24 protein-coding genes are annotated in these 26069 nt (G+C 68.0%); 7 read left to right on the forward strand and 17 right to left on the reverse strand.

Features of this window, described 5'->3' with window-relative positions:
- Window positions 1–64: 64 nt before the first annotated feature.
- Complete coding sequence (locus tag QP029_RS08545; RefSeq protein WP_284873916.1) at window positions 65–646, reverse strand: TetR/AcrR family transcriptional regulator; 582 nt, start codon at window positions 644–646, stop codon at window positions 65–67.
- A 73-nt stretch (window positions 647–719) separates the two neighbouring features.
- Between QP029_RS08545 and QP029_RS08550 the strand changes: the two genes are divergently transcribed.
- Entirely contained in the window at window positions 720–1916 is a 1197-nt protein-coding gene (locus QP029_RS08550) for an alpha-amylase family protein (RefSeq protein WP_284873917.1), read from the forward strand.
- Between the two features lie 84 nt (window positions 1917–2000).
- Here the strand turns inward: QP029_RS08550 and QP029_RS08555 are convergent, their stop codons facing one another.
- A complete protein-coding gene (locus tag QP029_RS08555) occupies window positions 2001–3437 on the reverse strand; it encodes an MFS transporter (protein ID WP_284873918.1) in 1437 nt (478 codons plus the stop codon).
- 318 nt (window positions 3438–3755) lie between these two features.
- Window positions 3756–4100 carry a DUF5997 family protein gene (locus QP029_RS08560; RefSeq protein ID WP_284876201.1) on the reverse strand — a complete coding sequence of 115 codons (345 nt, stop codon included), beginning with the start codon at window positions 4098–4100 and terminating at the stop codon, window positions 3756–3758.
- A gap of 63 nt (window positions 4101–4163) precedes the next feature.
- Here QP029_RS08560 and QP029_RS08565 point away from each other — a divergent pair, with 63 nt between their 5' ends.
- From QP029_RS08565 to QP029_RS08575, 3 genes are all read left to right on the forward strand, one after another.
- Entirely contained in the window at window positions 4164–4826 is a 663-nt protein-coding gene (locus tag QP029_RS08565; RefSeq protein WP_284873919.1) for a type 2 periplasmic-binding domain-containing protein, read from the forward strand.
- A gap of 195 nt (window positions 4827–5021) precedes the next feature.
- The gene (gene phoH2 / locus QP029_RS08570; protein WP_284873920.1) at window positions 5022–6392 is read left to right on the forward strand and encodes an RNA 5'-3' helicase PhoH2; all 1371 of its coding nucleotides are present in this window, start codon (window positions 5022–5024) and stop codon (window positions 6390–6392) included.
- Between the two features lie 72 nt (window positions 6393–6464).
- On the forward strand, window positions 6465–7049 hold the full coding sequence (locus tag QP029_RS08575; RefSeq protein WP_284873921.1) for a GNAT family N-acetyltransferase: 585 nt from the start codon (window positions 6465–6467) through the stop codon (window positions 7047–7049).
- Between the two features lie 115 nt (window positions 7050–7164).
- Here the strand turns inward: QP029_RS08575 and QP029_RS08580 are convergent, their stop codons facing one another.
- Together QP029_RS08580 and QP029_RS08585 are read right to left on the reverse strand one after the other, a co-directional pair.
- Window positions 7165–8727 (reverse strand): MDR family MFS transporter, encoded by a 1563-nt coding sequence (locus QP029_RS08580; RefSeq protein WP_432418726.1) that lies wholly within the window; start codon window positions 8725–8727, stop codon window positions 7165–7167.
- Window positions 8721–9380, reverse strand: a complete 660-nt coding sequence (locus QP029_RS08585; protein ID WP_284873923.1) for a TetR/AcrR family transcriptional regulator — start codon at window positions 9378–9380, stop codon at window positions 8721–8723. Before QP029_RS08585 ends, QP029_RS08580 begins: the two co-directional genes overlap by 7 nt.
- 133 nt (window positions 9381–9513) lie before the next feature.
- Between QP029_RS08585 and QP029_RS08590 the strand changes: the two genes are divergently transcribed.
- Window positions 9514–10473, forward strand: coding sequence for a hypothetical protein (locus QP029_RS08590; protein WP_284873924.1), 960 nt, complete (start codon window positions 9514–9516; stop codon window positions 10471–10473).
- Window positions 10474–10538: 65 nt separating this feature from the next.
- Here QP029_RS08590 and QP029_RS08595 read toward each other — a convergent pair whose 3' ends face one another.
- On the reverse strand, window positions 10539–11942 hold the full coding sequence (locus QP029_RS08595) for a class II fumarate hydratase (protein WP_284873925.1): 1404 nt from the start codon (window positions 11940–11942) through the stop codon (window positions 10539–10541).
- Window positions 11943–12075: 133 nt separating this feature from the next.
- A complete protein-coding gene (glpX, locus tag QP029_RS08600) occupies window positions 12076–13089 on the reverse strand; it encodes a class II fructose-bisphosphatase (RefSeq protein WP_284873926.1) in 1014 nt (337 codons plus the stop codon).
- 219 nt (window positions 13090–13308) lie between these two features.
- Between glpX and QP029_RS08605 the strand changes: the two genes are divergently transcribed.
- Entirely contained in the window at window positions 13309–13887 is a 579-nt protein-coding gene (locus QP029_RS08605; protein WP_284873927.1) for a DUF4245 domain-containing protein, read from the forward strand.
- A 51-nt stretch (window positions 13888–13938) separates the two neighbouring features.
- Here QP029_RS08605 and QP029_RS08610 read toward each other — a convergent pair whose 3' ends face one another.
- The 5 genes from QP029_RS08610 to xseA form a co-directional block, all read right to left on the reverse strand.
- Window positions 13939–15870 (reverse strand): vWA domain-containing protein, encoded by a 1932-nt coding sequence (locus tag QP029_RS08610; RefSeq protein WP_284873928.1) that lies wholly within the window; start codon window positions 15868–15870, stop codon window positions 13939–13941.
- A gap of 14 nt (window positions 15871–15884) precedes the next feature.
- Window positions 15885–16931, reverse strand: coding sequence for a hypothetical protein (locus tag QP029_RS08615; RefSeq protein WP_284873929.1), 1047 nt, complete (start codon window positions 16929–16931; stop codon window positions 15885–15887).
- 116 nt (window positions 16932–17047) lie between these two features.
- The gene (locus QP029_RS08620) at window positions 17048–17833 is read right to left on the reverse strand and encodes a vWA domain-containing protein (protein ID WP_284873930.1); all 786 of its coding nucleotides are present in this window, start codon (window positions 17831–17833) and stop codon (window positions 17048–17050) included.
- 80 nt (window positions 17834–17913) lie between these two features.
- Entirely contained in the window at window positions 17914–18168 is a 255-nt protein-coding gene (locus QP029_RS08625; RefSeq protein ID WP_284873931.1) for an exodeoxyribonuclease VII small subunit, read from the reverse strand.
- Window positions 18169–18178: 10 nt separating this feature from the next.
- A complete protein-coding gene (gene xseA / locus QP029_RS08630; RefSeq protein ID WP_284873932.1) occupies window positions 18179–19420 on the reverse strand; it encodes an exodeoxyribonuclease VII large subunit in 1242 nt (413 codons plus the stop codon).
- An 83-nt stretch (window positions 19421–19503) separates the two neighbouring features.
- Here xseA and QP029_RS08635 point away from each other — a divergent pair, with 83 nt between their 5' ends.
- Window positions 19504–20457: a 4-hydroxy-3-methylbut-2-enyl diphosphate reductase gene (locus QP029_RS08635; protein ID WP_284873933.1), complete on the forward strand. Its 954-nt coding sequence runs from the start codon at window positions 19504–19506 to the stop codon at window positions 20455–20457.
- Window positions 20458–20641: 184 nt separating this feature from the next.
- Here QP029_RS08635 and QP029_RS08640 read toward each other — a convergent pair whose 3' ends face one another.
- From QP029_RS08640 to QP029_RS08660, 5 genes are read right to left on the reverse strand one after another with little or no spacing between them, the layout of a single operon-like run.
- Window positions 20642–21490 carry a DUF6542 domain-containing protein gene (locus QP029_RS08640; protein ID WP_284873934.1) on the reverse strand — a complete coding sequence of 283 codons (849 nt, stop codon included), beginning with the start codon at window positions 21488–21490 and terminating at the stop codon, window positions 20642–20644.
- A gap of 11 nt (window positions 21491–21501) precedes the next feature.
- The gene (locus tag QP029_RS08645) at window positions 21502–22575 is read right to left on the reverse strand and encodes a DNA recombination protein RmuC (RefSeq protein WP_284873935.1); all 1074 of its coding nucleotides are present in this window, start codon (window positions 22573–22575) and stop codon (window positions 21502–21504) included.
- 35 nt (window positions 22576–22610) lie between these two features.
- A complete protein-coding gene (locus tag QP029_RS08650) occupies window positions 22611–24029 on the reverse strand; it encodes an AI-2E family transporter (RefSeq protein ID WP_432418668.1) in 1419 nt (472 codons plus the stop codon).
- A gap of 38 nt (window positions 24030–24067) precedes the next feature.
- The gene (metS, locus tag QP029_RS08655; RefSeq protein WP_284873936.1) at window positions 24068–24235 is read right to left on the reverse strand and encodes a methionine/alanine import NSS transporter subunit MetS; all 168 of its coding nucleotides are present in this window, start codon (window positions 24233–24235) and stop codon (window positions 24068–24070) included.
- The gene (locus QP029_RS08660; RefSeq protein ID WP_284873937.1) at window positions 24232–25917 is read right to left on the reverse strand and encodes a sodium-dependent transporter; all 1686 of its coding nucleotides are present in this window, start codon (window positions 25915–25917) and stop codon (window positions 24232–24234) included. Before QP029_RS08660 ends, metS begins: the two co-directional genes overlap by 4 nt.
- Window positions 25918–26069: the final 152 nt, after the last annotated feature.

Here is a 26069-nt window from a genome sequence, read left to right on the forward strand (position 1 = left end):
CAACTCCGGAACCGGGCCCTGAGGGGGTCGGATGAGGGTGGTTTCGGAGCTGAATGCAGCGGTCTCACACCCGCCAGTCGCCGAGCGCACCTTCCAGGGCACCCAGGGCCGCCTCGATGAGCGGCCAGCGCTCATCCTCCGGGCAACCGGCCTCGTGCCAGCGGCGGGCCACGCGGTCGAGGAAGCCGACCCAGCCCCGCAGGGCCCAGTCGTGCCGCGCCACGCCCGTGGTGCCGAGCAGTTCCGCCAGGCGGGTGACGAGGTCGGCGCGGGCGTCGTCCCGCACAGCCCGGGTGGCGGACGGTTCGCCGGGCCCGGAGATGAGGCTGGAGTCGGTGCGTACGTGGTCGAGGTGGACGATGAGCAGTTCCCGGACCCGGTCGCGGACGGGTTGGCCGGGGGCCAGCTGCCCGACGGCGGCGTCCTGGGCGGCGTGGAGGCGGGACACGGCGTCGGCGACGACGGCGGCGTGGAGGCCGGCCTTGGCGGAGAAGTAGTGGAAGACCAGTGCCTGGGAGCTGCCGGAGGCGGCGGCGATGGCGGGGACCGACACCTCGGGGTAGGGGGCGGCGGCGAAGGCGTCGCGGGCGGCGTCGAGAATGACGGCGCGACGTTCGGCGGTGCTGAGGCGTCGGCGGGTGCTCACGGTTGACAAGCATAGCCGCTATTGAGTTAGAGTCAGTAATCAGTTATTGATCCCCACTCAACAGGAGTTTTCCATGACGCTGCTCGATCACGCCGTCATCTGGCACGTCTATCCGCTCGGAGCTACCGGCGCCCCGACACGGGACTGGGGCGAGGAGGCGCACGCCCACCGCCTGCCCAGGCTCATCGACTGGCTCGACTATGTCGTCGAACTCGGCTGCGACACCCTGCTGCTCGCCCCGATCTTCGACTCCGTCTCCCACGGCTACGACACCCTCGACCACTACCGCATCGACCCGCGCCTGGGCGACGAGGCCGACTTCGACCGCCTCATCGCCGAGTGCCGTTCCCGCGGGATCAGCGTGCTTCTCGACGGCGTGTTCAACCACGTCGCCGCCACCCATCCCATGGTGGCCGGTGGCGGCCCCGTCAAACGCGACGGCGACGGCAACCCCGTCGGCTGGGAGGGCCACGGCGACCTCGTGGAGCTGGACCACTCCGACCCCCGCACCGTGGACTTCGTCGCGGAGATCATGGAGTACTGGTTGGCCCGCGGCATCGCCGGCTGGCGCCTCGACGTCGCCTACGCCGTCCCGACCGACTTCTGGGCGCAGGTCACCGACCGGGTGCGGGCCACCTACCCGGACGCGGTCTTCCTCGGGGAGATCATCCACGGCGACTACCTCGGCCTCATCCACGACGGGCACCTGGACACCGTCACCCAGTACGAACTGTGGAAGGGCATCTGGTCGGCGATCCAGAACGTCAACTTCTGGGAGCTCGACCATGCCCTCGGCCGCCACAACGAATTCGTGCAGGGTGGGTTCATGCAGACCTTCGTGGGCAACCATGACACCGACCGCATCGCCAGCGTCGTCGGTGACGCCGGTGCCGCGGTGGCCGCCATGCTCCTGTTCACCCTGCCCGGTGTGCCCAGCATCTACTACGGCGACGAGCAGGCCTTCCGCGGCGAGAAGGGGGAGGGTTTCTCCACCGACGACGACCTCCGTCCGACTCTGCCGGACACCCCGGCCGGGCTGGCGCCGGAGGGGGAGTGGATGCATGCCCTGTACCGGCAGCTCATCGGCATGCGTCGCCGCCACCCGTGGCTGACGCGGGCGCGGGTCGAGGTCACCGACAAGCAGAACGAGCACATCTCCTACACCGTGACCGACGGGGAGCACCGCTGCGAGGTGACGGTGACCTTGCAGCCGGAGGTGACGGCACAGATCCGTTTCGACGACGGCGAGGACGCCACCTTCACCTGGTGACCCGGACACGACGAAGCCCCGACCACCGTGACGGTGGTCGGGGCTCTCGACGTCGGGGAGAGACTCAGTGGAGCGTGGGGGCTCCTACTTGGTGTTCAGGGCGGGCTCCACGGCGGGGTCGCGGTGCTCCGGCTCCTTGGTCATCATGACCTCGGCGGCGGCCGGGGACTTCGGGATCAGGGCGGTGGCGATGGCACCGATGAGGGCCGCACCGGCGAAGAGCCAGAAGGAGACGGTCGGGCCGAAGCCGGCGCCGATGATGAGGCCGCCGATGGCCGGGCCGAAGATGCCACCCAGGCGACCGAAGCCGGCACACCAGGCCACGCCGGCGGCGCGGGCGGCGGTGCCGAAGTAGTTGGAGGTCAGGCCGTAGGTGAGGACCTGGGTGCCTAGGACGCCGATGCCGGCGAGGGCGATGAGCGGGTACATCGGGGCGACGGTGTTGAACACCGGCAGGATGGCCAGGGAGATGGCGGCCAGCAGGAAGGTCGAGGTGATGACCGTCTTGGCGCCGATGCGGTCGGCGAAGCGGGCGGCGATGAGGCCACCGACGACGGCGCCACCGTTGAGGGCCAGCAGGGAGTACAGGGAGTCATGGCTGGAGGCGCCGTTGGCCTGCATGATCTTCGGCAGCCAGGTGTTGAGGCCGTAGGTGGAGAGCAGACCGATGAAGGACATGGCGCCGATGAGCGCGGTACCGGGGAGGTAGGAGCGGGAGAAGATGCCCGCGAAGCCGGTCTTCTCCAGGTCGCGCTGCTTGTCGGTGGTGGCGGCGATCTCCTCGGCGGTGGGCTCGGCCTTGTCGGCGACGATGAACTGCTCCTCCGGCAGGCCGAAGCGGGCACAGACGGAGAGGGCGTCGGCCTTGCGGCCACGGGCGACGAGCCAACGCGGGGACTCCGGCAGGGCGAAGAAGGCGAGCGGCAGCAGGAACAGCAGCGGGGTGGCGCCGATCATGAACAGGCCGCGCCAGCCGATGGCGTCCTCGAGGACGAGGGCGAGCAGGGAGGCCATGACGCCGCCGGCGGGGACGCCGGAGTAGACGATGGCGTTGAAGAGGTTCTTGCGGTTCGCCGGTGCGAACTCGGCGATGATGGCGCCACCGGTGGCGACGATCATGCCGACGCCGAGGCCGGTGAGGAAGCGCAGGAGACCGAACATGAAGATGGAGCTGGTCAGGGCGGTCAGGCCCATGCCCACGGAGAACCAGACGATGGCGGTGAGCATGACCTTGCGGCGACCGAGGCGGTCACCGACGGCACCGGCGGACAGGGCGCCGATCATCACGCCGATCATGGCGTAGGAGCCCAGGGTGCCGGCGACGGCCGGGGAGAGCTGGCCGATGTGGCTCGGATCCTCGAGGAGGGTGTTGAGGACGGCGCCGTAGATGACGAGGTCGTAGCCGTCGAAGAGGATGGAGATGCCGACGACCGCGAGCACGAGGTACACCGTGCGGCGGTGGGCGGCGGAGGCCCAGGTGGAGCCGGCGTTGCGGGACGCCGGGGTTGCGGTAGAGGTCATGTCGATCCTTCTGTTGGTGCGGTGTTGTATCTCTCTGTGACGAAGAGGATGTGGGTAATTAAATAGTGGTCTGGGCCACATGAAACTAGGGGAATCCCTATGGACATCCCAGGGGTGTCCGTGCGAGATTTGGGCCCGGCAGCGCTCTTAGCTGGGAATATGAGGGTTGAGCTGCATCGGGAGATAATCCCGGGGGTGTCGGGATGTCCCGGGGGTGCAGAAACCGGTTTCCCGCCCCACCCCTGTCCGGGGTGAACAAAGGGCGCTGGGCGAACACGACGGTTCGCCCAGCGCCCTTGACTGCGGATTCGGTGGTGACTACTCCTCGTCGGGAGAGTCGGCGGACGCCTGCTCCCGGCCCTCCGCCAGCTGGGTGCGCGCCGTGCGCAGCCACGCTGGCTGATCGGCCAGCAGATCCTTGATCTCCGCGGTGGTCAGCGGACGGTCCATGTCATTGCGCTTGAGCGCGGCAATGGTGATGCCGAGCTTCTGCGCCACCACCGGCCGGGGGTGTGGGCCGGTCCGGCGCAGCTCCGCCAGCCACTCCGGCGGGTTCTCCAGCATCTGCTTGAGCTCGGCATGGGTGACGGCGCCTGACTGGAACTCCTCGGGAGTCGCGGGCAGATAGATACCCAGCTTCTTCGCCGCCGTGGCGGGCTTCATCGCGGTACCGGACGGCTGACGTGCAGAATCATCATTCACATGGCCAACGGTAGCATTACCTGCATGTTGGCCCTGAGTTTCGTCACCGGCACCGAACCCGGCAAGTGGTTCGAGCGCTTCCGGGAGCGCACCACCCACGGCGAGCTTCTCGCCACCGGCTCGGACGATCCGCTCACCGAGCTTCTCGACGCCCGCGCCACCCTCACCCTGCTCCGCCTGCCGGAGGCCCGCCTCACCGACGAGCTTCGGCGGGACCTCCATGTGGTCACCCTCTACTCCGAGACGCCCGGGATCGCGCTGCCGAAGGACAGCGAGCTCACCCTCCTCGACCGGCTCACCCCGGCGGACATCGACGGCGAGATCATCCACTACGACGGTACGGACGCGACCGCCGTCCGGGACGCGCTGCCGGTCGTCGCCGCCAACGTCGGTGTCGTCATCGCGCCCCGTCCGCTGCTCAAGGTCCTGTCCCGCAAACAGATCGAGCACCGCGAGTACGACAGTCCCGACCATCGGCCCACCGAGATCGCGCTCGTGTGGCGGCGGGCCGACGACTCCGAGGCGATCCAGGACTTCGTGGGCATCGCCAAGGGACGCACCGTCAACTCCTCCCGGCAGGCGGCCCCGAAGCGCAGCGCCCGTGAGAAGGCGCTGGCGAAGCAGGCACGGCGGGGCGATGCTCCGCCGAAGCGGGCAGGCAGGGGCGGGGGACGGCGGCGTCGATAAGTAACCGGAAGTTCATCTTCCACCCATGTAATTTCCACCCGCCCGCACTATTCTGAGGGCAACCGGACGGCAGCAGCTGACCGGCCCGCGACCGTCGTCAGTCGGTGCCGGCCCGACGGATCGTGCCACCTGGAGCGTTCACGAGCAGGGGTGGCCCGGGTACCCGGGGCGCCGCGCACATGGGGAGCCACCAGCATGTTCGACTCGACCACCGACTACCTGCCCACCCGCGACCTCGACACCCACGCAGCCACCACCACCCGCACCTACGTCATCGACACGTCCGTCCTCCTGTCGGACCCGTGGGCGTTGCGGAAGTTCGCGGAACACCACGTCGTCCTGCCGGTCGTCGTGGTCACCGAACTCGAGGGCAAGCGCCACCACCCCGAACTCGGCTGGTTCGCCCGCCAGGCCCTGCGCATGCTCGAGGACCTGCGCTCCACCTACGAACGCCTCGACCAGCCGGTCCCCGTCAACACCGACGGCGGGACCCTGCGCGTCGAACTCAACCACCAGGACCAGTCGCTGCTGCCCGCCGCCTTCCGCGGCACCGAGGGGGATCACCGCATCCTCGCCTGCGCCCTCAACCTCCAGCACGAGGGACACGACACGACCCTGGTGACCAAGGACGTGCCCCTGCGCGTCAAGGCCGGCTCCGTCGGCCTGCCCGCGGACGAGTACCACGCCCAGGACGTCGTCCTCACCGGCTACAGCGGGATGGCCACCGTCTACACCGACGCGGCGACCATCGACACCCTCTTCCGCGAGGGCCGCTGCGAGCTCGACGATACGGTGATGACCGAGGCCGGCACCTACGTCGCCGAACTGCCCGTCCACTGCGGCGTCACCCTCACCGCCGCCACCCAGTCCGCCCTCGGCCGGATGATGCCCGACGGGTCCATCCGCCTCATCCGCGGCGACCAGAACGCCTTCGGCCTTCAGGGCCGTTCCGCCGAGCAGCGCATCGCGCTCGACCTGCTGCTCGACGAGAACGTGGGCATCGTCTCCATCGGCGGCCGCGCCGGCACCGGCAAGTCCGCTCTCGCCCTGTGCGCCGGCCTCGAGGCAGTGCTCGAGCGCGGGGAGCACCGCCGCATCGTCGTCTTCCGCCCGCTCTACGCCGTCGGCGGCCAGAACCTCGGCTACCTCCCCGGCTCCGAGATGGAGAAGATGAACCCCTGGGCGCAGGCCGTCTACGACACCCTCGACGGGCTGGTCTCCGACAACGCCATGGCCGAGATCCAGGCCCGCGACCTCATCGAGGTCCTGCCGCTGACCCACATCCGCGGCCGCTCCCTGCACGACACCTTCGTCATCGTCGACGAGGCCCAGTCCCTGGAGCGCAACGTCCTGCTCACCGTCCTCTCCCGCCTCGGCCGGGGCTCACGGGTCATCCTCACCCACGATGTCGCCCAGCGCGACAACCTCCGTGTCGGACGTCACGACGGAGTCCAGGCGGTCATCGAGAAGCTCAAGGGCCACGAACTGTTCGCCCACATCACCCTGCAACGATCCGAACGCTCCGCCATCGCCGAACTGGTCACCGACCTGCTCGAGGAGAATTGACCGGACGCCACGCACGAATGAAACCCACCCTGCGTTTGCGGTGTGGGACAAGGCTGGGAGACAATCGCGGACATGGCAGAAGCGACATTCACGCTCCGTCCGATCCGACCGGAGGACTACCGGCAGGTTCGGAACATCTACGAGATGGGCCTGGAGTCCGGGCACGCCACCTATGAGACGACCGCACCCACCTGGGAGCAGTTCACCCGGTCGAAGATCATGGAGACAGTGTTCGTGGCCGTGGACGACGAGGACCCCGAGAAACTCCTCGGCTGGGTCTCCGCCGCCCCCATCTCCTCCCGCTCGGTCTTCCACGGCGTGGTGGAGAACTCCATCTACACCCACCCCGACGCCCGCGGCCGCGGTGTCGCCGGCGCGCTGCTGGACAAACTCATCGAGACCTGCCGCGACCTGCACAAGTGGGGCATCCACGCCTGGGTGTTCCCGGAGAACGAGGGCTCGGCCGGGCTGCATAGATCCCGTGGCTTCCAGAAGGTGGGCACCTACCACCACCTGGCCAAGATGACCTACGGCGACATGGCCGGCCAGTACCGCGACACCGACATCTACGAACTCCTCCTGCCCAAGCCGGAGGAGAAGGCCGAGGCCGGCGTCGTCGAGCTGCCGGTCGAGTCAGTCGAGGCAGCCCGGGCCTGACTGCCCGCGGCCCCCGTTCACCGGTGGGCCTACGCTGCCAGGCTCGCGCATCCTGGTCCCGGAACAGGCTGATTCCCCGATTCTGACCCGCAGATGCGCGAATCGCGCCACCGGGTTACTCCACCGTCTCCTTGAGCACGTCCTCGCGCACCGGGAAGAGGATGAGCAGGGCAATGACAGCCAACGGCACCATGAGCAGGAACACCGGGGTGAGGCCGTCGTTGTAGCTGACCAGGACGGCGTCGCGGACGGCGTCGGGAAGCTGGCTCACGGAAGCCGGGGTGAGCGAGTTGGCGGCACCACCTTCGGCGCTGAACTGTGCGGCCATCTCGGCGCCCTCGGGACCCAGCTGGGCGAACGCGCCGGGCAGGTTCTGGGCCAGGTTGTTCTGCAGGTTGTGGATGAACAGGGAGCCGACCAGGGAGGCACCGAGGGAGGAGCCGATCTGGCGGAAGAAGTTGTTCGTCGCCGTGGCGGTGCCCACGACCTGGATGGGGAAGGAGTTCTGGACGATGAGGACCAGGACCTGCATGACCAGGCCCAGGCCGAAACCGAAGAGGAAGAACACCAGGCCGAGCTGGACCAGGGTGGTCTCCACGGTCAGGCGGGACAGGAGGAACAGGGCGACGGCGACGACGGCCATGCCGACCAGGGGATAGGTCTTGTAGTGGCCGGACTTGGCGATGATGAAGCCGACGACCGTGGAGGTGCCGATCATGCCGATCATCATGGGGATCATCATGAGGCCGGCGTTGGTCGGGGTCAGCGTGTGCACCATCTGCAGGTAGGTGGGCAGGTAGCCGAGCGCGCCGACCATGGCCAGGCCGAGGACGGTGCCGGCGGCGGTGGTGAGGACCATGTTGCGGTTGCGGAACAGGGTCAGGGGGATGAGCGGGTCCGCGACCTTGAGTTCGGTGATGACGAAGGCGATCGCGCCCACGACGGTGAGGGCGGCCAGGCCGAGGATGGTGGGGGAGTTCCACTCGTACTGCGTACCACCCCAGGTGGTGAGCAGGATGAGGGAGAACGTGGTCACGGCCATGAGCATGGTGCCCAGCCAGTCGAAACGGCGGGCGGAGGCGGAGCCGGTGCGCAGGTGGAGCACGAGCAGGGAGACGATGAAGGCGATGATTCCCAGCGGCACGTTGATCCACAGGCCCCAGCGCCAGCCGGGCCCGTCGGTGAACCAGCCGCCGAGAACGGGGCCGAGGACGGAGCTGACGCCGAACACGGCGCCCATGACGCCCATGTACTTGCCGCGCTGGCGGGCGGGGACGACCTCGGCGATGATCGCCTGCGAGGTGACCATCATGCCACCGCCGCCGAAGCCCTGGATGGCGCGGGCGACGATGAGCATCTCCATTGACTGGGCGGTGGCGCCGAGGATGGAGCCGACGATGAACACGGCGATGCCGAACAGGTAGAGCCACTTGCGGCCAACCATGTCACCGACCTTGCCGAAGATGGGCATGGCGATGGTCATGGTGACCAGGAAGGCGGAGATGACCCAGCTCATGTGGTCGACGCCACCGAGCTCGCCGACGATGGTCGGCAGCGCGGTGGAGAAGATCATCTGGCCGAGCGAGCTCATGAGCATCGACGTGATGAGGGCACCGAAGATGAGACCGACCCGGGGTGCCGTGCCGGTGGGGGTGGTCTGGGTCGTGGTGGTCACCAGGTCAGCTCCTTTGCCAGGGTGGTGATGTTCTCGCCGGCCTGCAGGAGCAGGCGGGTCCGCTCGGAGGCGGAGGTGAACGCGGGGGTGGTCATGTGCAGCCAGACCGATTCGCGGATGAGGCCGTTGATGATGGTGGCCTCGGTGTCCAGGGGGACGTCGGGAAGCTTCCGGTCGCCGGGGTGCCGGGTGAGGTGTTCGGTGATGAGTTCGCGCATGAGCAGGGACTGCTCGCGGAAGCGGTTGAGCGACATCACCGCCACCGCTGGTTCGTTGGCCAGGATCTGGTGACGTCGGGTGCGTAGGGTGGCCACGAACTCCTCGTCGGCGCCCTGTTCGATGGTGACGTCCTCGGCCTCGGTGGTGGTGGCGATGATGTTCTCCAGGGCGGAGCGGACGAGGTTGTCGGAGGGTTCGGTGAGGAACTGCTCGCGACGGTCGTCGCTGAGCGCCATGGGGGAGGGGCCGAGGATGGCCTCGTCCTTGGAGTCCATGTAGTTGAAGAAGGTGCGGCGGCTGATTTCGGCGTCGCGGCAGATGTCGTCGACGGTGACGTTGGCGAAACCGTGGGCGACCACCAGGGAGGTGGCGGCGTCCTCGATGCGCCGGCGGGTGCGCCGGCGGTTGCGTTCGCGCAGGGGGGTCTCATTACTCACGGACGGCAACACTACACCCGGTGCACCTTTGCACTCAAGTGCAAACTTTTACCACGGTATACGGACGATGGATGCGCCCCGACGCATCCGGTGATAGCGTCAGCCACACACGCCGTCGACCTGGGAGGCCCGCATGTTCTTCCGCCGCCGCTCCCGGTCAGCACGCAATGAGCCCGACCCCCACTTCCCCGGCATGACCGTCAAGGAGGCCGAGCAGTTGCGCTCCGCACTGCGCACCCGGGTCGCCGAATCGGGAGGCAGCCTCCGCATCGACGGGCTCCACGGCATCATCGACCATTCCCGCCACGGCCGCGTCACCCTCAACCTGGAGAACCTCGTCCGGGATGTCGCCCACTCCCAGCACCCCAAGGCGGCGACGACGCTCACCCGCTCCTTCCTCGACGCGATGCTCAACGCCAACCGCGTCGCCGGCCTCGACACCGCCGAGCTCTACGCCGGCCTGCGGATGCGCATCGCCCCGATCCGCGGCCTGGTCACCGAGGAAGCGGACATCATCCACTCCGCCACCGTCCACCGCTTCACCGACGACACCGCCGTCACCCTGGTCCTGGACACCGCCACCTCCATCCAGACCATGCCGCTCGACCGGCTGCGCCGCATCGACGAACTGGACACCCTCATCCGCGCCGCCCGCACGAACCTCCACCGGGAGCTTCTCGACGCCCACATCATCACCCACCAGCACCCCGGCAGCGAGGCACATCCCGGCGCCCGATTCCGGTCCTTCGAGTCCGAGAACTACTACATCGCCTCCACCCCGATCTTCCTCGAGGAGATGCTGCAGAGATGGGCTCCTGACCTGGACCTGAGCCGGGGAGTGCTCTTCGCCATGCCCACCCGGCACATCCTGCTCGCCCGGGACGTCACCACCGGGGAGGACCTGCTCGAGGGGCTCGGCCGGATGGCGCCGGTCGCCGCGCACATCGCCGCCGACGGAGCCCACGCTGTCTCACCGCTGCTCCATCTGTTCCACGACGGCGAGGTGGAGACCCTGTCCACCTTCGACGACACGGCCAGGGAACTGAAGATCCTGCCCACGCCCTACCTGCTGGAACTGATCAGCGAGAAATGACACGACCCGCCTCCCTCACCGCAGTGCGGTGAGGGAGGCGGGGCGTCGATACGCGAGCGCGGGTGTTACTTGTCGCGGTCGGTGTTGGCCATCGAGAGGACGTCGAGGCGCTTGTCCAGCTCCTCCTCGGTGAGCTTGTCACCGTCGACGAAGCCCATGTCGATGACGGTCTGGCGGATGGTCTTGCCCTCCTTGAGGGCGGTCTTGGCCACCTTCGCGGCGTTCTCGTAACCGATCGCCGAGTTCAGCGGGGTGACGATCGACGGGGAGGACTCGGCCAGGGTCTTCATGCGCTCCTCGTTCGGCTCGATGCCGTCGACGAGACGCTCCGCGAACACGCGGGCGGTGTTGGCCAGCAGGCGGGAGGACTCGAGCACGTTGCGGGCCATCACCGGGATGAACACGTTGAGCTCGAACTGGCCCTGGGTACCGGCGAACGCCACGGCGGCGTCATTGCCGATGACCTGCGCGGAGACCTGGGTGGCGGTCTCACACAGCACCGGGTTGACCTTGCCCGGCATGATGGAGGAGCCCGGCTGCAGGTCCGGCAGGTGGATCTCGGCGAAACCGGTGAGCGGGCCGGAACCCATGAGGCGGATGTCGTTGGCGATCTTGTACAGGGAGACGGCCACGACGCGCATGGCGCCGGAGAACTCGACGAGGGCGTCGCGGTTGGCCTGCGCCTCGAAGTGGTTCTCCGCCTCGGACAGCTGCTGCACACCGGAGAGGTTCTTCAGCTCCTCGGTGACCTTCGCGCCGAAGTCGGCCGGGGTGTTGAGGCCGGTGCCCACGGCGGTGCCGCCGATCGGCAGCTCACCCAGGCGGGCCACGGTGGCCTCGATGCGCTCGATGCCCAGCTCGATCTGGCGGGCGTAGCCGGAGAATTCCTGGCCCAGGGTGACCGGGACGGCGTCCATGAGGTGGGTGCGGCCGGACTTGACCACGGACTTCCACTCAGCGGCCTTCTTCGCCAGGGACTCGTGCAGCACCTTCAGGCCCGGGATGAGGTCGTTGACCGCGGCCTCGGTGGCGGCGACATGGGTCGCGGTGGGGAAGGTGTCGTTGGAGGACTGACCCATGTTGACATGGTCGTTCGGGTGGACCTCGACGCCGTTGGCCTTCGCGATGGACGCGATGACCTCATTGGTGTTCATGTTCGAGGAGGTACCGGAACCGGTCTGGAACACGTCGATCGGGAACTCGGCGTCGTGCTTACCGTCCGCGATCTCCTTCGCGGCGGCGACGATCGCGTCGGCCTGCTCGGCCGGCAGGTCACCGGACTCCTTGTTGACGATCGCGCAGGCCGCCTTGAGCAGACCCATCGCACGGATCTGAGCGGACTCCAGGCCACGCCCGGAAATGGGGAAGTTCTCCACGGCACGCTGGGTCTGGGCACGCCACAGGGCGTTGACCGGGACCTTGACCTCGCCCATGGTGTCGTGTTCGATGCGGAATTCCTGCTCGGTCATGGATAACCACCTTTATGTCTGGAAGTGTCGTGAAAAATCTGACAGGGGCCCGGCGGGGAAAGTACGGACCTGCGGTGGGCCGCCGGGGAAGTGCCCACCACAGTATGACGGATCGGGGATCCGCGGGATCCGACTAGGCGGACGGTTCCTTGGTGTAGTCCACCACGGAGTACTCCTGCAGCTTGGCCAGCTGGTGGCGGGACTCGACGTAACGGACGGTGCCGGACTTGGAACGCATGACCAGCGAACGGGTCGTCGCGCCGTTGGCACGGTAGGAGACGCCGCGGAGCATGTCGCCGTTGGTCACGCCGGTGGCCGCGAAGTAGCAGTTGTCGGAGGAGACCAGGTCGTTGATGCCCAGGACGGCGTCGAGGTCGAGGCCGGCGTCACGGGCGCGGCCCGCCTCAGCATCGTCGATCGGCCACAGCTTGCCCTGGATCTCGCCGCCCATGCACTTGAGGGCGCAGGCGGTGATGATGCCCTCCGGGGTGCCGCCGATGCCCATGGCCATGTCGATGGAGTTGGAGTCCTGGGCGGCGGCGATCGCACCGGCGACGTCACCGTCGGAGATCAGGCGGACCTTCGCGCCCGCGCGACGGATGTCGGCGATGAGCTCGAGGTGGCGGGGGCGGTCAAGCACGACGATGGTGACGTCTGCCGGCAGGATGCCCTTGGCCTTGGCCACGGCGTTGATGTTGTGGGCGACCGGGGCCTCAATGTCAATGGTGCCCGCAGCCTCCGGGCCGACGGCGATCTTGTCCATGTAGAACACGGCGGACGGGTCATACATCGAGCCGCGCTCGGCGGCGGCGATGACGGAGATGGCGTTCGGGCGACCCTCGGCCATGAGCGTCGTGCCGTCGACCGGGTCGACCGCGATGTCCACCTCGGCGCCCTCGCCGTTGCCCACACGCTCACCGTTGTAGAGCATCGGGGCCTCGTCCTTCTCGCCCTCGCCGATGACGACGACACCGTTCATGTTCACGGAGTTGATGAGCTGACGCATGGCGTCCACCGCTGCACCGTCACCCTCCTCCTTCATGCCACGGCCGACCCAACGGCCGGAGGCGAGGGCCGCCGCCTCGGTGACACGGACCAGCTCCATCGCGAGGTTACGATCCGGGAGTTCGGCGTGTGGTGCGTTCATTAATTCGGCCTCCTGCAGGCGATGGGGATTGTGCGCGCTCGATGGTGGTGCATGTGTTGATCGTGCGTGACGGGACTTCCCCCGTCACCCCATATATTGTTCCACTTCCGGCCGGTCCCCGGTGCCGTTTGACCACCCGAAAGAGGGGGATTGTGGCCACATCCGTGCTCCGTGCCCCGCTATTCCGGGATTTCACCCGCTCATGACATACTTGGGCGCGTGGCAGCAGAGGGAAAACCCAGGATCTATCAGGGCGGCCGGGACATGATGTTGTCCCTCGCCGTCATCATCGTGGCGATGGTGGTCACCGTCGGCGCGACCGGCCTGTGCACCTATGAGCCGGGTACTCCGGAGAACGGCCCCGTCCGGGAGGTCGACGCGACCTCCTTCATGGGCATGGAGGCCCGCGCCTCCCAGTTCCCCGTGTACCTGCCGGCCGACCCGGAGGGGTGGACCCCGAACTCGGCGCGGCGTTCCTACCTCAACCAGACGCCGGCACCGGTCGTCGGCTGGGTCACCGCCGACGGCGGCTACATCCAGATGACCCAGACCGATCAGCCGCTTGACGACGCGGTGAAGGGCATCGATGACGATCCCCGCCAGCACGACCGCACCGTCGACGTCGCCGGCCAGCCCGTCGAGGTCTACCACTCCGACGAGTCCGACGTCCGCGACCTCTACGCCGTCGACCTCGGCGAGACCCGGATCCTCTACACCGGCGCCGCCTCCGACGAGGAGTTCCGCGAGATCATCGAGGCGACCGTCACCTCCGAACCGCTGCCGGGCGCCACCGGTTAGAAGCGGGGGAGAAGGGGCCGGGCGTGTGCCCGGCCCCTTCTTTCATGTCCGCTACTGCCCGCGTCGGCGGGTCAGCAGGTAACCGACCACACCGAGCACCGCGAGCAGCACCGCACCGAGCACCACCCACAGGACCGGGAACCCGGCATCCTCGTCGGCGGTGGCCTCCGCGTCAGCGTCGGTGTCCGTCTCCTCCGCCCCCTCACTCGGCTGCGCCGAGGTGCTTGTCGACGCCGCCTCCACCGGCGTGAACGTCGGCGCCGGGACCGGCTCGCCGACGGCGTCCGCCTTGAGCAGGTAGGTCAGCGGGGGCAGTTCGGTGCCGGCGTCGATCTCGGCCTGGCTGAATATCTCGTCGTACTTCACCGCGAGGTACTGGGTGCCGTCCTGCCAGACACGAGCAGCATCCGAGTCCGGGGAACCCTCCCCGGCGGCCCCTCCGAACCGGTTGGTGAACAGGATCGGAGCGTCATATCCACCGGAGTACTCGTTGTCTCGGCGCACCGGCATGTTGTTGCCGCGCGTCACCTCAGCACGCGCTTCGTTGTAGGCGGTGAATGACAACATGGAGGACACCGAAGGAGCCTCGAAGCCGGTGGCTTCGTCGACGATCGTCGCGGAGTAACCCAGCTGCTGACCCTGCTCAACGGGAATGCGGAAGAACTGTGTCTCACCGGGAACGATGTCCGCCCGGACACTGTCACCTGCGTTCAACTCCGTGGCGTCGGTGAACCAGACACCGGGGGTGACCTCGCCGGCGTCCGGTGACGGGGCTCCGATGTCGGGAGCGTCCCCGGCGGAATCGACCGGGTCGGGAACGCCGGAGACGTCGGGGATCCCGAGACGGGTGACCGTGACATCGATCTCGACGTCCTCGTCTGGGCGCCAGTCACCGCTTCGCTCAAGAGAGATGTCCAGGGAACCGGTGTCGCAGTCTTCGCCGATGACGGTGGAGTACACCGTGGAGGTCTGGTAGCCGGCCATGGCCGGATCGGCGCTCAGATTTTCGTCAAGCTCACAGTTCTGCCCACCGCCCTCGAGGTTGGGGCGCAGCGCCATCCGGCCTTGGCCCCAGTTGTCCAGTTGGGGCAGCTGCGTGGTCTGCGCCGTGACGATGACACGCTCCCCCTCGGCAACCGGGGTGGTGAACCACGTGGAAGTGGCGGATGAACGGGAACCCGACTCCGGGGCCGGGAGGGTTGTCCGGAAGGCGTCAGTACCGCGGCCCACCTCGGCCGCGTCCTCTACTACGGCTCCGCCCTCGATCAGCTCCAGGTCGGATTCATAGGCGCGGTACGTGCGATTGGTGGCGCGGTTCATCTCCTCGGCCAGTGATTCGGCGTCGGAGGCGTCGGCATAGGTACCGCCAGCGGCCTCCGCGATGCACTGCAGTTCTTCGCGGGCAGCCGGGTCGACGTTGAAGCCGACGGTGTTGATCACTAGGTCGACTCCCTGCTGCTTGAGTTCCTCAGCAACCTCGCACACCGGTGGCGGGGTGCACGTGGCGATGCCGTCAGAGACCAGCACGATGGTGCGGGCACCGTCGTCGGGAAGTTCGTCGGCAGCCGCCCGCAGTGCGTCACCGATGGGGGTGTAGCCGCGCGGTTCGAGGGATTCGACGTGGTCGATCATCTCGGCTGAGTTGCCCGACTCCGGCCCGGTGACCACGGTGATGTCACGGCAACCGGCGTCGTAGTCCTCAGGCGTCTCACCGGTGTTGCCGCCGTAGATGACCAGACCGAGGGGCGCGTCGTCCCCGGCACCCTCGATGAAGGTGCGGGAGGCGTCCCGGGCGGCGTCGATACGCGTCTGTCCACCGGCGTCGTTGTTGACCATGGAGCCGGAGGAGTCGAGGACGACCATGGTCGGGGCGAGGCCGGACTGTTCGTCCTGCGCTGTGGCGGTCGGCGAGACGGTTGCTGCGAGCAGGAGCGTGCCGAGCGTGGCCGCCCAGCGTCGGATCGGTCGGGTGCGCTGTGTCATGGGCGTGGTCCTTTCTAGTTCCGGCGTGCCCGGGTGAGGACGTACCCGACGGCGCCGAGGGCGGCGAGGATGATGAGGCCGACGATGATCCAGACCACCGGGCTGGTTCCGGAGTCCTGGCGGTCGGCGACGGCCCGGGCGTCGGTGTCCTCCGGCGATTCGGTGTCCTCGGCCGGGGCGGAGGTGGCGGAGGTTGATCCCTCCCCGGGGAAGGAGGCGAATTCCGGCCCGGGGACCACCTGGCCGGTGGTGTTCACGGTCATGATGTAGGTCACGGGCGGGAGCTGGGAGGAAGCGTCGATGTCACCCTGCTCGGGGTCTTCGTACCGGACGGTGAGGTACTGGTCGCCGTCCTGCCAATAATCGCCGGTCCGGTAGGTCTCTCCAGATCCAAATCGGTGGTCGAAGAGGATCCGCTCGTTGTATTCGAAGGGAAGTTCCTCGTTTTCGGCTACCCGCACGTACGAGTCTGACAGGTCGATGCCAGCCCGGGCCTCGTTGTAGGCGTTGAGAAAAATAGTCTGACGAAAACCTCCCCGGCGATCGAAGTCATTGGCCTCCTCGACCACCCGGATGCGTCCGTTGACCTTCTGGCCGTACTCGGCGGGAATCTTGAAGAACTGGGTCTCCCCGGGAACGATGTCGGCGGTGACCATCTCACCCGGGGTCAGTTCGGCGGCATCGGTGAACCAGATGCCGGGCGTGATGGGCTCGGGTTCGTCGGAGGTCAGTCGAGGGATGGAGTCGCTCTCCTCCGACGCACTGGTGGAGTTGTCGGTGTTCGGCGCGTCGCGGCCGTCGGCGAGGGTGAACGGCGGGATGCGGGTGATGGTCACCTCGGCGTCCACTTCCTCGTCCCACCGCTGGTTGCCGCTGCGCTCGATGTTGAGCAGGATCTCGTCGGTGTCGCAGTCCTCGCCAACCTCATCCGAATAGGCGGTGCCCGTGACCACCTGGTTGGTGTCCAGATCCAGCTCAGACTCCATGTCCATCCGGCAGGACTTCTGATCATCCGGATTCGTCATGTCCAGGAGCAGCGCCAGCCGGTCGTTCTTGTTCACGGTCGGGGCCTGCACCGTCTGCGCGGAGACGACGACCCGCTCGCCCGGTCGGACGGGCAGATAGAAGTAGGAGCTGGTTCGTTCACCGCTGGTCGGTGGCTTCTCGTCGAAGGGTGTCAGGCTGGTGAGGAAGGTGGTGGTGTCGAGGGGGACGGTGTCGGCTTTGAGGTCGTCGGCGGCGGCGGGGATGCGTTCGGCGTCGGACTGGTAGGCGCGGTAGCCGCGGGTGGCGGCGCGTTTGAGTTCGTCGGCGAGGGTGTCGGCGTCGGAGGCGTCGGCGTAGGTGCCGCCGGCTGCGTCGGCGATGCATTCGAGTTCTTCGCGGGCGGCGTCGTCGACGTTGAAGCCGACGGTGTTGATGATGATGTCGACGCCCTGATCGGCGAGGTCCTCGGCAACCTCGCAGACCGGGGTGGGGTGCAGGTGGCGATGCCGTCGGAGACCAGGACGATGGTGCCTCCGGAGTCGGGGAGTTCGTCGGCGGCGGTGCGGAGGGATTCGCCGATGGGGGTGTAACCGCGGGCGTCGAGGTCGTCGATGTGATCTTTGATCTGGTCGGCGGTGTCGTTGCCCGGGGCGGTGACCATGGTGATGTCGCGGCAGCCGGCGTCGTATTCTTCGGGGGTGTCGCCGGTGTTGCCGCCGTAGGTGACGAGGCCGAGGTCGAGGGTGCCGTCGACTTCGTCGATGAAGGTGTGGGCGGCGTCGCGGGCGGCGTCGATACGTGTCTGTCCGCCGGCGTCGTCGGCGGTCATGGAGCCGGAGGAGTCGAGGACGAGCATGGTGGGGGAGCCGCGTCGTTCGTCTTCTGCAGTGGCGGTGGGGATGAGGGCGGTGGTGGTCAGGAGGGCGGCCGCGCCCGCAGCCGCCCACCTCCGAATGAGACTGTTCGTGCTGGTCATGCGCGACTCCCGGTGTCAGTTTATGGCATCGATAGTTGTGTAGAGAAACACATTACCGGCCGGTCCCGGGGCCCGCAGGACTACTCCTCGGCCTCTGCGGAACCCAGGGCCTCCTCAACCCGGCGGGCCGCGCCGTCGAGGTGCTGCTCACACCGCTTGGCCAGCGCCTCGCCACGCTCCCAGTACTTTAGCGATTCATCCAGGCCCATCTGGCCGAGTTCGAGGATCTTCACGGTTTCGACGAGTTCGTCGCGGGCCTGCTCGTAGGACAGCGTCTCCACGGCCGGGAGGGCGTCGTCGGTGGCCTGGCCGGTGCCGATGGTGTTGTCGTTCATGGTCTCTCCTTTAATCTGCCGGGGTGGTGGACATGCCGGCGGCGGTGATGGAGCCGTCGGCGACGCGGATGCGCAGCTGGCTGCCCGGTGGGGCCTGGTCGATGCTCATGACCACCTCGGGGTCGGAGCCGTCGCGGGGGACGACCTGGACCACGGAGTAGCCGCGGGCCAGAGTGTTCGCCGGGCCCAGGGCGGAGACCTGGCTGCGGAGGGCGGCGACCCGGGCGGTTTCGCGGTCGAGGAGCACGCGGACGTCGCGACGCATCATCGCCCGCGCGCGCTGCACCTCTTCACGACGCCGCGTGATCGGTGTCAGCGGATCCGCCAGCACCGGCCGCGAACGCATGGCCGCCAGACCCTGGCGCTCCCGCTGCACCCAGCCGCGCAGCGCCGCCGCCATCCGGGTCCGGGCCTCCGCGACGAGGGCGCGTTCCTCCGCCACGTCCGGGACGACCCGCTTGGCGGCGTCCGTCGGGGTGGCGGCGCGCAGGTCCGCGACGTTGTCCAGGACCGGGTTGTCCGGCTCGTGCCCGATCGCGGAGACCACCGGCGTGCCGGCGGCGGCGACGGCGCGCTGGAGTGCCTCCTCCGAGAAGGGCAGCAGGTCCTCCACGCTGCCCCCGCCGCGGGCGATGATGATGACGTCGACGGTCGGGTCGGCGTCGAGAAGCGACAGGGCCTCGAGGATCTGCGGCACCGCCGTCGCCCCCTGCACCGCCGTGTTGATGACGCGGAAGTCCACCGCCGGCCACCGGTCCTTCGCGACCGACAGGACGTCACGTTCCGCCGCCGACCCGCGACCGGTGATCAGTCCCACCCGCTGCGGCAGATATGGCAGACGTCGCTTCCTGGCCGGGTCGAACAACCCCTCGCGCGCCAGCTGGGACCGCAGTGCCTCGATGCGGGCGAGCAGCTCACCGATGCCCACCGGGCGGATCTCCGTCACCCACAGAGAGAAGGAGCCACGCCCCTCGTAGAACGCCGGCCGGCCGTGCACGATGACCCGGTCACCGTCCTTGAGCGGCGAGACCATCCCCTTGAGCAGGCTCGTCGACGCCGTCAGCTGCACCGACGTCTCCGACTCCGTGTCACGCAACGTCAGATAGGACAGCTTCCACGTCGGCTTCATGTTCACCTGCGTCAGCTGACCCTCCACCCACAGCGAACCCAGACGCTGGATCCAGCCCTTGACCTCCGCATTGACCTTGCGGACGGGCCACGGGGCCTCCGGGGAACTCGGACTACCGGCCATGCGGCGATCAACCTCCGGGAACTCGGCGGGCGGGGACGGCCCAATTCTAGGCTTTAACCGCGGGGTTGGTTAGGGTGGGGGCCATGAGCGAAGCAGAGAAGAAGGTCCTCCTGGCAGCCCCCCGTGGTTACTGCGCCGGCGTGGACCGCGCCGTCGAGACGGTGGAGAAGGCCCTGGAGAAGTACGGCGCACCCGTCTACGTGCGCAAGGAGATCGTCCACAACCGGTACGTCGTCGACTCCCTCGCTGACCGCGGCGCCATCTTCGTCGACGAGGCCGACGCCGTCCCCGAGGGAGCCCACCTGGTGTTCTCCGCCCACGGCGTCTCCCCGGCCGTCCACGCCCAGGCCCGCGCACTCAACCTGCAGACCCTCGACGCCACCTGCCCGCTGGTGACCAAGGTCCACAACGAGGCCAAGCGCTTCGCCCGCGACGGCTTCCAGATCCTCCTCGTCGGCCACGAGGGCCACGAGGAGGTCGAGGGCACCGCCGGAGAGGCCCCCGAGGTCACCCACCTCGTCGACGGCCTCGAGGGCGTCGACGCCCTGCCGGACTTCCCGGACACCCAGCCCCTGGTGTGGCTGTCCCAGACCACCCTCTCGGTGGACGAGACCATGCAGATCGTGGTCAAACTCAAGGAACGCTTCCCGCATCTGCAGGACCCGCCGTCCGACGACATCTGCTACGCCACCCAGAACCGCCAGGTCGCCGTCAAGGCCATCTCCGAGCGATGCGACCTCATGATCGTCGTCGGCTCTCAGAACTCCTCCAACTCCAAGCGCCTCGTCGAGGTCGCCCTCGAGGCCGGCTCCCGCGCCTCCCATCTCGTCGACTACGCCCACCAGATTGATGAGGCCTGGCTCGAGGGTGTCGAGACCGTCGGCGTCACCTCCGGTGCCTCCGTCCCGGAGATCCTCGTGCGCGACGTCCTGGAGTTCCTCGCCGAGCGTGGATTCACCTCCGTCGACGAGATCACCACCGCCTCCGAGAAGATCGTCTTCTCCCTGCCCCGCGACCTGCGCCCGGCGAGGACCTAGCGTCTGTTTCCGTCGGCCGTCCTGCGGGACTCGGGATCAGCCTGTCGGGAGGACGGCCCGTAAGTGAGCCGGGACTCGGGATCACGACTCATCCCGACAGACTGATCCCGAATTCCGTCGCTTACCAGACACAGAACTGCGCCCCACCGAGCACTGTCTCGGTGGGGCGCAGTCGTGATCGAGGTCAGGAGTACAGGTCGTCGTCCAGGCGGCGGCGTCGACGACGCGGCGGTGCCGGCGGTTCCTGCTCGACCCGGGGGATCTCGCGGGTCCGGGGCTCGGGACGGGAATCGGGACGGGGTTCCTGGCGGGGAGCCATCCGACGGACCTCCGGTTCGCGGACCGGGCGCGGCCGACCACGATGACCGTCGGCCTCCGGGGCACGTCGGGGAGCCTCCTGTCGTCGCCGAACCTGGGGCTCACGCGGCTCGCGGGGTGCCCGCGTCGTGCGGGAACGGTCGCGTTCCCGGTTGCGGGCGAGCAGCTCCTCGACGGTGACCTGGTTGGCGCGGCTGCGGGCGCGGGAGACAGTGTCCCGGTTGCGACGGTCGGCCTCGGCGGTCCGGCGGCGGACCTCGATGGCGGATTCTTCGCGGGCCCGGCCGTTGCGGCGCAGCAGCCAGATACGGACGGCGGCGATGATCGCGGCGACGAGGGTGACGCCGCCGAGGACCGGGAAGAACTGGGCCAGGGGGTAGATTGCGGTGACGATGGAGGTGGTGGAGAACGCCGGGGTGCCGTCGCTGGCCAGTGATCGGCCGACCATCCAGGAGGTGAGGACCGTCATGGTGCCGAAGAGCAGCGGCATGGAGGCGATGGTGAGGAAGAGTCCGCGGGCCTCGGTGGCCAGGGCGACGATGATGCCGGCCACCGCGAAGCACAGGAGGAACGGCCAGCCGATGGCCTGGGCGTTGATGCTCAGCAGGAGGCCGGTGATCAGCGCCGCGAGGACGATGGCGATGCCGGACCAGGTGGGCAGGCCGGTGGTTCCGGGCTGCTGCCGTCTGCTGCTCCTGGGGGACGATGAGGACACAAGGGTCTATCCTAGCGGGGCTGATCTTCATCAGGGAAAGGCGCGACCTGAGTCGGGGTGCGGGGGCGCACCGTCACCTGTTCGGGTTCGGTGGCGCGTCGGTCGCTGCGGGTGGGCACGTCGAGGTCGGCCAGACGCCGTGCGGTGACCATGACGCGGGAGTCGAGGGATCCGAGGGTGGCGTTGTAGGCCTCGATGGTCTTCTCCAATTGGCGGCCCACCCGGTGGTAGTGCTCGCCCATGGTGCCCAGCCGGGTGTAGAGCTCACGGCCCAGCTGCTGGATCTCGCGCGCTTTGTCGGTGATGTCCTCCTGTCGCCAGCCCAGTGCCACGGTGCGCAGGAGGGCGAAGAGGGTGGTGGGGGTGGCGACGACGATGTTGCGGGAGAAGGCGTATTCGAGCAGTTCGGGGTCGATGGACAGGGCGGCGTCGAGGAAGGGGTCGGCGGGGACGAAGAGGACGACGAATTCCGGGGTGGGGTCGAAGGCGTCGATGTAGCCCTTGGCGGAGAGTTGGGTGATGTGGGTGCGCAGCAGGTGGGCGTGGCGGCGCAGGTAGGCGGCGTTCTCCTCGGGGTCGTCCGAGTCCAGGGCGTCGAGGTAGGAGCTGAAGGGGACTTTGGCGTCGACGATGATGTTCCGGCCGCCGGCGAGGTGGACCACGAGGTCGGGGCGGACGAGTTGGCCGTTGAAGCGGGCGGTGACCTGGGTGTCGAAGTCGCAGTGGCGGACCATGCCGCCGAGTTCGACGACCCGCTCGAGCTGGATCTCGCCCCAGCGGCCGCGGATCTGCGGGGCGCGTAGTGCGGTGACCAGCTGGTCGGTCCGGTCGGTCAGGCGGGTGGAGGTCCGTGTCATGGCCTGGACCTGGCTGGCCAGGGAGGAGTAGACGGTGGCGCGGTCCTGTTCGAGGGCACGGAGTTGTCCGCCGATGGTGGTCACGGCCTCGTGGATCGGGGCGAGGGATCGCTGGAGGTCGGGGGTCTGCGGCTCGGCGGCCGGGGGACGCCGGTACGCGTGGGCCAGCCAGCCGAGGACGATGCCGAGGAGGAGGCCGATGGCCAGGACGGAGAGCGTGGAACCCATGAGGTCAGCGTGTCACACGCCTCGGACACGGGCGCTTATCGACGCCCGATCCTCCCGAACAGCTTTTCGATCCGCCGGTTGGTCAGCACGTTGCGGCCGAAACTGAAACCGGTCCGGGTGGGGGTGTCGGGCTCGTCGGTGGGCTCGTCCTCGTCGTCGGGTTCGTTGAGGTAGACGACGGAGTTGCGCCAGCTATCCCGCTGGAGTCGTCCCTCTTCCTCGGCGATCTTTCCGGCGAGTTCGCCCTCCGGGGTGGCGAAGCTGATCTGGTGGGCCAGTTTCTCGCCGGAGCGCAGTGCGGTCATGTCGAGGAGGTAGCGGAAGGCGACGGCGATCATCGCGGCGACGGGCACGGCGAGGAAGGAGCCGAGCAGGCCGAACAGGCCGCCGCCAATGGTGACGGAGACCAGCACGATGACCGGGTGCAGGTCCATCGCCCTGGACTGCAGCCAGGGGGAGAGGATGTTGCCCTCGAGCTGCTGGACGGCGAGCACGATGCCGAGGACGATGAGTGCCTCGGTGAAGCCGAGGGAGACCAGGGCCACGAGGACGGACAGGGCGCCGGCGACGATCGCGCCGACGTAAGGGATGAAGCCAGCGATGAAGGTGATCACGCCGAGTGCCATGGCCATGGGGACGCCGAGGATGACCAGGCCGACGGTGATGAAGAACGCGTCGACGAAGGAGACCACCGCCTGCGCCCGGATGAAGCCGCCGAGGGTGGTCCAGCCACGGGTGAGTCCTTCGGTGAGGTGCCAGCCGACGCGGCGGCCGGCGACGTTGCGGACCCAGGGCAGGAAGCGGTGGCCGTCCTTGAGGAAGAAGAAGGTGAGGACGAGGACGACGAAGAGCGTGATGACGATGGAGGTCACCGTGCTCACGCCGGAGACGATGCTCCCGGCGATGGCACCGGCCTGGTCCTGCAGCCACGAGGCGATGTCGTTGACCATCGAGTCGATGTTCTCGCCGTCGAGGTTGAGCGGCGGGCCCTGGGCCCACAGCTGCAGTCGCTGGATGCCTTCGAAGGTCTGCAGGTAGAGAACCTGGGACTGGCGGGCGATGTCGGGGGCGATGAACCAGATGAGGGTGCCGAAGGCCCCGAAGAAACCGAGGATGGAGATGACGGCCGCCAGCGCGCTCGGCAGGCCCTTGCTGCGCATCCACGCGGTGGGCGGGGCGAGGACCGTGCAGACGATGAGGGCGAAGGCCACGGGCAGGACGCCCTGGCCGACCTGCTTGAGCATGTACCAGGCGCCCCAGATGAAGGCGGCGATGATGAGCGCGCGAAGCGCCCACATGGCGAAGGATTTGACCCATTCCGCCACGACGATGGAGCGGTCGATCTGGTCGCGTGGGGCGTTGCGCGCCTCGACCGCCGCCAGCTGTTCCTCGGTGAGGGTGCTGGCGGCGGTGGAGGTTGTGGACTCGGGGCTCTGGTCTGTCACAGCCACCATCTTGCCTGACCGTGCCTGTTTCAGTCAGATTCGGGTCGCTAGCGCAGTTCCTGCTCGACGAGGATCGCGTCGCGGGCGTACTCGGCGTCGCCGTGGATGCCGGACATGTCGTCGGGGTTGCGGCGCAGGTGAAGGGCGCTGGCGACCAGTCCGCCCCAGATGACGACCATGAACAGGACCATCATCATGATTGCGATGCCACTCATGCGGTCTCTCCATTCTCAGTGTGGGTGGTGCGGGCGGTGGGGGAGGTGGGGGAGGTGCGGGGTGCGGCAGGCGGGGCGTCGACAAGCGACTGGTCGCTGTAGCGGCGCGGCTCGCGCACGGTGCGGCGGATGTCCGGGTCGACGCCGAAGTCGGAACCGGGCGGGCCGTGGAGCGGGGTGTCACCGCGCCACGGGAAGATCGACAGGGCCATGGCGAGCAGGACGATGAGGGCGATGACGGCCCAACCGTAGAGGGCGACCTGGCCGGCGGTGTAGCCGCCGTAACCCTCGCGGATCAGGGTGATCAGCTCCTGGATGAGGGTGAAGCCCAGGACCAGGGTGGTGACGTTAACCACGCAGATGCGCCAGACGGTGCCCACCCGGAAGGAGGAGACGGCGTTGAGGTGGGTGCCGAACTCGTCGATACGCCGCAGGATCCAGTCGAGGATGATGACGGAGATCAGGGCGATGGCGACGATGCCGACGTTGTTGGTGAACTTGTCCATCACGTCGAGCGCCATGAGGCCGGAGGTGGTGGAGAACAGGCCGAGCGACAGCAGCGCCATGAACGTGCCGATGCCGATGGCCACCGACTTACGCGGGAGGTTGAACTTGTCCTTGATCGCGGAGACCACGACTTCCATGAGGGAGAACAGGGAGGTGAAGCCCGCGATGGTCAGGGAGGCGAAGAAGAGGAAGCCGAAGGCCGGGCCGAACGCCATCTCGTTGATGATCGCCGGGAAGGCGACGAAGGCCAGGCCGATGCCCGAGGTGGCGACCTCGTCGACGGCCACCGACTGCTGGACCGCCATGAAGCCGAGCGCCGCGAAGACGCCGATGCCCGCCAGGACCTCGAAGGAGGAGTTGGCGAACGCGGTGGTCAGGCCGGTACCCGTGAGGTTGGAACGGGGGCGCAGGTAGGAGGAGTAGGTGAGCATGATGCCGAAACCGACGGACAGGGAGAAGAAGATCTGCCCGTAGGCGGCGACCCACACCGTCGGGTTGGTCAGCGCGCCCCAGTCCGGGGTGAACAGGGCGTCGAGGCCGGTGGCCGCGCCGGGCAGGAGAACCGCCTGGACGACCACGATGAGGAAGAGCACCACGAGGATCGGGATGAAGAACGTGGCCACCTTACCGATGCCCTTGTCCACCCCGATCGCCAGCACGACGATCGCGGCGATCCACACGAGGGCCAGGGCCAGTGCGATCTGCGGGACGAAGTCGGTGGAGAACGTCGCCGTCTCATCGAACTGCAGGAACTCACCGAAGAAGTAGGAGTCCGGGTCTGAGCCCCACGCCTTGGTGAAGGACTTCACCGCGTACAGGCCCGCCCAACCGATGATGGCGGCGTAGTAGATGGTGATGAAGAACGCCACACCCACCTGGATCCAGCCGACCGGCTCCGCCCAGCTCTTGACCCGGCGGAACACCAGCGGCGCGGAGCCGCGGTAGCGGTGGCCGAGCGCGTAGTCCAGGAACAGCAGCGGAATGCCGGCCGTGAGCAGCGCGATGAGGTAGGGGATGAGGAAGGCGCCGCCGCCGTTGTCGTACGCGACATACGGGAAGCGCCAGATGTTGCCGAGGCCCACGGCGGAGCCGATGGCGGCGAAGAGGAACGCCCACCGCGAGGAGAACACCTCGCGGCGCTGGGTCTGCCCAGCCTGGGAAGTGGTGTCGGACATGGAGGTACCTGTCTGGTCCGGAGGGAAAGACGTCCTTGCTTCTCGACGCCCGGGGGTGGCAGGCGGCACGCAGCGGTGACATCGAAGGCATCAGCGTCGGAGTGTGACGCATCTAATATTCGGTGCGCAGATCATATAACGCGGGCGGTCAG

Source organism: Corynebacterium suedekumii, assembly GCF_030252185.1.
Taxonomy (GTDB): domain Bacteria; phylum Actinomycetota; class Actinomycetes; order Mycobacteriales; family Mycobacteriaceae; genus Corynebacterium; species Corynebacterium suedekumii.